The sequence below is a fragment of the Acinetobacter sp. ANC 3882 genome (assembly GCF_022549545.1).
Classification (GTDB): domain Bacteria; phylum Pseudomonadota; class Gammaproteobacteria; order Pseudomonadales; family Moraxellaceae; genus Acinetobacter.
In genome coordinates this window covers 1-5,107 of the sequence record NZ_JAKZGB010000018.1, presented here as the reverse complement: position 1 = coordinate 5,107, position 5,107 = coordinate 1, and the positions used below count along the sequence as shown (strand labels likewise).

Here is a 5,107-nt window from a genome sequence, read left to right as displayed (position 1 = left end):
ATATAATTTATCTTTTTATAAAAATACGTTATCAATGGTTTCTCGATATCTATTCGTCATCAATATTCTGAATATATATCTTGGGGGGTGATTTTTAAGAGGGGGGACTATATTTTTAAAATCGCTAAATTTTTTTATTATAATAAGTAAAAAAAGTACAGATTTATAAAGATTTAATGTGCGAACTCCCTCAAGATCACCCCAGCCGTCGGGCAAGCCCTTTAGGCTGATGGTGAACGTTGAGGGAGTTTCGGCAATACTCACCCTAAGAGCCTGCAAAAATTTGCTTGCTCTTAAAGTATTGCCGAATACCAATTATGGGCTGACGGAGCCACGCATCGGTTGTCCACGACAGTAGGTAATTGTGCTTTCCTACATAGGCTGAGATTACGGCTCACACACCGCATCGACACGTTCCCAAACCGTTCAGTTCACTTATCTCTGTGAGGGTTTCCCCAACATACAATTTAAAGCATTCCTGAGCTACTCATCACGCTGTTGCTTTGTCGATTTCCCCTAGTAGCAACTCCTGCCTTAGATTCCTCTAAAACAATCGCTGTGGTGCGCTAGCGTCGCTTAATTCCTTCCACCCACACCACATGCCAACCGTATAAAACGGACACGCAGAAGCGGGCAAAGCTCGATCTAATATTGCTTATTTGATGTTCACAAATGTATCAATAACGAAGTTTTTCAAGATTTGGCTTGCATATAACCTAGGTTATTGTGAAAATAGAGTCTAGGTACAAGCCGCAAGGTGAAATCATAACGGTCGCCAAACCTTATGATCTTCGTTATTCGATGGTTCGAACATCAAATAACTGCGTACCAACAATTTACGAGAAAGCCCTGTATGTTGCAAGACATCAGGGCTTTTTTCTTGAATATATTTTATTAAATCAATTAATCACAAAAAAATTAATTTGATAAGGGTCCTAACTGGGCCTGATAGCCTTTGATAAGCTCAATATTTTGAGCGATTGCATTCCGATAATCAGCTTTCTGCTCTGTAGTTGGAGTAAACATTCCTTCAGTTTGTATTGCCTTAAAATATTCACTATTGTCTTTATTTAATTTGGCTATTGCATCAATAGCCTCTTTTCGACCAATAAGAACTTTATTTAACCTATTAATTTCTTGGCTTTGCTCATCGCTATGCTTTTTCCACGCAACAATATTACTTCTTAATTGGGCATTCTCATTCTCTAAATAAGCATTCCTAGCCACTAATTTTTCATTACTATTACTAGCATGATTCTGATAGTTCTGAGGAGAGGATGAACTTGATGGATTAGAAAAGTTATTATTATTTTGAATATTTTGTATTGCTGGAGTAGCTACAGACTCTTTATTCGATGTTGGCGTGTCAGCTTTTACATAACTAAGAAAAGTAATTATTCCTAATAATATTGCACCAAATGCACTAAGTGAAAGTGTTACTTTGGTATTAGGTGTTAGGCTCATAAATATCAAAATCCAAAAAGATGAAATACATAATTTATGGTTATAACTTATAAACTTTGAATAATGAATCTTCTAGTTAATCACCCAAAAGCCGTCTTAAAAAACCAAACCGCTTTTTTTCTGTTTTTTGGGGTTGTTTTTTATCTGTTTCGATCTGTTCCCTTTGCTGTTCTTCTTGTACACCAAAACTGTTTCCAGCCTGTTCCGAAACTGTTTCACCTGTTTCTGATATATCTGATTTACCCTTGTATTCAATCATCAACTTGAAGTCATCAAAATCACTTCTAATGCTTGCCATTTCTTGCTTTAAGAACTCTTTATCCTGCTTTAAATCTTGTATCTGTGCTCGCAATTCTCGCACCAGTTCCTCGTTGTTCCCAGAAACAACTGGTGTACGGTTTCCAGAAACAGATTTGGAAACAGATCCACCAAAGACACGTACCATATCTTGTGCATCAATTACCTGAATATTTTGGGCATTTAGACGTGGAGTAATGTCCCCTCGTTTAATTGCTTTATAAATACTCGTCCTACCAACTTTGAACTGTTTTGATGCTTCAAGGATTGTAAGTAACGACATATTTTTTCCTGGCATGATCTTTTGGTGTAAATAAACAAACAGCTCCGTAGGACAAGATGACACATTGAGCGTATGCGAATTGTGTAGGTATTGGGGTAGTACAGCTTGCATGTACTAGTACAATACACATCTTGCCTCATCGTACAAATTCCAGTTTGCGTATATTTGCCATTATTTGATACATACCACACACTAGGATTTGCCTTTATTTGATCTTATTTGCTAATTTTTGCTTTTAGTTGCGCTTTTTTGATAAAACCGTTTGCTTTAATTTGATGAAATTTGCTCTTTTTTGATAAATAAACACCAAAATAAATCCAATTTAAGCTCGTACAGGCTTATTTAGGGTTCAATCGTCTCCATTCTGCCATGAGTGCAGCATCCTCTTGTTCAAAGGTTGTCTCACCACTCAAGATGCGCTGTTGTCTTGCTTCATCAGCTTCTCGACAGGCATCAATCACTTCTTGGGGAAACTCATGGTCTACAATGCCTTTTGCCACTCTAAAAGCGTCTTGTAACTTTGCTGTATTCGTCATAGACCATATCCTCTTGTTTGGTGTTTAGCTATTTGAATAATTCACTATGTGTTCCAGTACGTACAAAAACCACCATCTCAAACTTAGAGAGTGGCTCGATACGATAGATCAACAGAAAATCACCACCGACATGCAGTTCACGGCAGTTTTTCCATTGGTTACCACTTAGCGCATGATCAACCCATTCAGCACCTAAAGGCTCATCATTGGCAATAATCAGCATCATGACCTCTTTAAGATTCCCCATGTCATAACGACCACTACGAGAAAGCCTTTGCCAATCCGCTAAAAACTCTTTGGTGTAGTCCGATGATCGAGGTAAAACGGCCCGTTTATCTTTAGCTGATTTTTTCGAGGTCATTAAACAAGTCTTCTACAGTTTCAAAACGGGCTTTCTTGGCTTGAATAAGTGCATCAGCTTCATTCATGGCCGCTACAGTTGTGGTATTAGGTACACGTACATCGAATGGAATAGCCTGTTCCGCCACGACACGAGTCAGAAAGATTCGTACAGCGTCAGAAACAGACATCCCCATTGATTTCAAAGCTTGTTGCGCCTGTAGCTTTGTTTCATCATCAATTCGAACGTGTAGCATTGAGGTTTGAGAAGTCATATCTTCACCTGAATGTTATGTAACTCAAATGAGATACATAATAACATAAATTATTCCTCATCACTGTCTTTATCATCTTTGTTTGCTCCTCTCTCACCAAAAGAAAATGTGAGATTGCCTTTTACGGAGATCTTTTCAGCCTTTCGATAAAGCCACCACACCATCAATGCAACTACATCTCGATATTCAATTAAATTGCTAATTAAAACTTCACTCATCTTTCTAAGTCCTTTGATTGCCGATGAGCCTATTAAAAATTTCTTCGTATGATGGTTTGTTGGGTGTTTTCGGCACTCAATAAATACAAAGAGTTTTAAGGCTCTGAATACGCCTTAAATTTGTAGGAAAAGATGAAATAAAGTCAGACGGAAGGGCTTCCTTTTATTTTCATATCGACCAAAATTTAAAGTCGATACCAATTATATAGACTGAAATAGAGGGGGTTATTCAATATTCCTAAGTACTGTCAACAGCTCCAAGATCACTAAGATTATTCACTGGAGCTAAACAAAGATGTGAAACATTGATCAAAGAATAGGCGTGGAACGTGAATAATCATGAAAAAGCCGTTCTAGTGCGCTGAAACCTGGAACGGCTTTGACTAAGATATTGATGCTTATAGAGAAATTCCAAGCGTTTCGTATAACGTGCATTATGTTAATTTTAGAAAATATTATTAATACTGATAAACACATACTTTGTGCTAATCTTACTTATGGACATAGAAAGGACGAGTGGATCAGACTCGCCCTTTTATATACCTCCTATCTATCTAGGATTACTACTTTCTTGGCAGAATTTCGTAATCTCATGTTTTTGCTTTAATGTTGATTTTTATATTTGTCTTAGTGTTCACTGCTAAGACTAACAATGCTAATGCTATGATGAATATCACTCCCCATCCATGCATAGGCATAATGCTTATCAATAAAATAACGTCTTGTACTGTCATAAATTAAATCCTTTTTGTTAAGGTTACGGTTTAGAGCTTTTATGCTCATCTTGTGTAAATTAGCCATGAGTTTCTCCGAGACTAACTAGTTGATAAAATTAATATTTTAGATTAAATAACTTTAAGTAATCATTCTTCTACCTCCTCTGTTTCCATATCCTCTAAATTGATTAAATCTTTGGAATTAACCTCTAAGACTCTTGTTTCCAAAGCATCTCTTAGCATTAAAAGTGCTTGAGATTTATCCTTTTCAAACAGCTTTAAAGCAACCTTAAATGGGTTTAATAGGACAATAAGGTCACCATCAAAAGCTTCTTTCGATTTTATAAATCCTAAATCTTCTAACTTCTGGATTCGAGACTTCCAAGTTGTAACTTTACGTTCACCTGAAAACCCTGCTTCAGTAGCTAAAACAACTTGGTTATCAGCCCTAACAATCATTTCATCAAAACAACGTGCCCAAAGTGAAAAATACGTTTTCGACAATGGCTTGTTTGGTGAAAAATGATCCATTATCAGCATCAAGATCGGCATAGCTCTAGGTACACATACAAAGCCTTTATTATCCTTTGACCAAAAATCTGAATCTGTTAATTCAGGCCAAAGTTTTTCGCGACGCTCTTTATAAGTTTTTGCTATCTTTTTAGATCTAGCTATCTTTCCACGTTCAGACATATCACTTTCTACTTATCAATCTATAGAACACATATTATTAAAAAAATTATTGCAATTCAAATATTTAGTGATGGTTATAAATTCAATGAATATCTAAAAAAATCACAACTAAATATTTATATTTACAGAAAAATTAATATCTTAATTAATATAATGTAATTTTTTTTACAAATTGAACTAACAAACTATTGATATAATTTATCTTTTTATAAAAATACGTTATCAATGGTTTCTCGATATCTATTCGTCATCAATATTCTGAATATATATCTTGGGGGGTGATTTT

8 protein-coding genes are annotated in these 5,107 nt (G+C 35.8%); all 8 read right to left on the bottom strand.

Going from position 1 to position 5,107, the window contains the following annotated elements; all coding sequences use genetic code 11:
• Positions 1-918 precede the first annotated feature (918 nt).
• Positions 919-1,464, bottom strand: a complete 546-nt coding sequence (locus tag MMO42_RS18070) for a hypothetical protein (protein ID WP_241321574.1) — start codon at positions 1,462-1,464, stop codon at positions 919-921.
• A 76-nt stretch (positions 1,465-1,540) separates the two neighbouring features.
• The gene (locus MMO42_RS18065; RefSeq protein ID WP_241321573.1) at positions 1,541-2,044 is read right to left on the bottom strand and encodes a plasmid replication DNA-binding protein; all 504 of its coding nucleotides are present in this window, start codon (positions 2,042-2,044) and stop codon (positions 1,541-1,543) included.
• A 338-nt stretch (positions 2,045-2,382) separates the two neighbouring features.
• Positions 2,383-2,580 (bottom strand): hypothetical protein, encoded by a 198-nt coding sequence (locus tag MMO42_RS18060; protein ID WP_241321572.1) that lies wholly within the window; start codon positions 2,578-2,580, stop codon positions 2,383-2,385.
• Positions 2,581-2,608: 28 nt separating this feature from the next.
• Positions 2,609-2,941, bottom strand: a complete 333-nt coding sequence (locus tag MMO42_RS18055; protein ID WP_241321571.1) for a type II toxin-antitoxin system YafQ family toxin — start codon at positions 2,939-2,941, stop codon at positions 2,609-2,611.
• Complete coding sequence (locus MMO42_RS18050; RefSeq protein ID WP_241321570.1) at positions 2,919-3,194, bottom strand: type II toxin-antitoxin system RelB/DinJ family antitoxin; 276 nt, start codon at positions 3,192-3,194, stop codon at positions 2,919-2,921. The genes MMO42_RS18055 and MMO42_RS18050 overlap by 23 nt, the downstream gene beginning before the upstream one ends.
• A 50-nt stretch (positions 3,195-3,244) precedes the next feature.
• The gene (locus MMO42_RS18045) at positions 3,245-3,412 is read right to left on the bottom strand and encodes a hypothetical protein (RefSeq protein ID WP_241321569.1); all 168 of its coding nucleotides are present in this window, start codon (positions 3,410-3,412) and stop codon (positions 3,245-3,247) included.
• 627 nt (positions 3,413-4,039) lie between these two features.
• Positions 4,040-4,213 carry a hypothetical protein gene (locus MMO42_RS18040; RefSeq protein ID WP_241321568.1) on the bottom strand — a complete coding sequence of 58 codons (174 nt, stop codon included), beginning with the start codon at positions 4,211-4,213 and terminating at the stop codon, positions 4,040-4,042.
• Between the two features lie 62 nt (positions 4,214-4,275).
• Entirely contained in the window at positions 4,276-4,821 is a 546-nt protein-coding gene (locus MMO42_RS18035; RefSeq protein ID WP_241321567.1) for a hypothetical protein, read from the bottom strand.
• Positions 4,822-5,107 lie beyond the last annotated feature (286 nt).

Bases quoted from the DNA above. Each gene is read 5' to 3' on its own strand.
- MMO42_RS18040 (WP_241321568.1), bottom strand. From the start codon at position 4,213: ATGGCTAATTTACACAAGATGAGCATAAAAGCTCTAAACCGTAACCTT.
- MMO42_RS18055 (WP_241321571.1), bottom strand. From the start codon at position 2,941: ATGACCTCGAAAAAATCAGCTAAAGATAAACGGGCCGTTTTACCTCGA.
- MMO42_RS18045 (WP_241321569.1), bottom strand. From the start codon at position 3,412: ATGAGTGAAGTTTTAATTAGCAATTTAATTGAATATCGAGATGTAGTT.
- MMO42_RS18035 (WP_241321567.1), bottom strand. From the start codon at position 4,821: ATGTCTGAACGTGGAAAGATAGCTAGATCTAAAAAGATAGCAAAAACT.
- MMO42_RS18070 (WP_241321574.1), bottom strand. From the start codon at position 1,464: ATGAGCCTAACACCTAATACCAAAGTAACACTTTCACTTAGTGCATTT.
- MMO42_RS18050 (WP_241321570.1), bottom strand. From the start codon at position 3,194: ATGACTTCTCAAACCTCAATGCTACACGTTCGAATTGATGATGAAACA.
- MMO42_RS18060 (WP_241321572.1), bottom strand. From the start codon at position 2,580: ATGACGAATACAGCAAAGTTACAAGACGCTTTTAGAGTGGCAAAAGGC.
- MMO42_RS18065 (WP_241321573.1), bottom strand. From the start codon at position 2,044: ATGTCGTTACTTACAATCCTTGAAGCATCAAAACAGTTCAAAGTTGGT.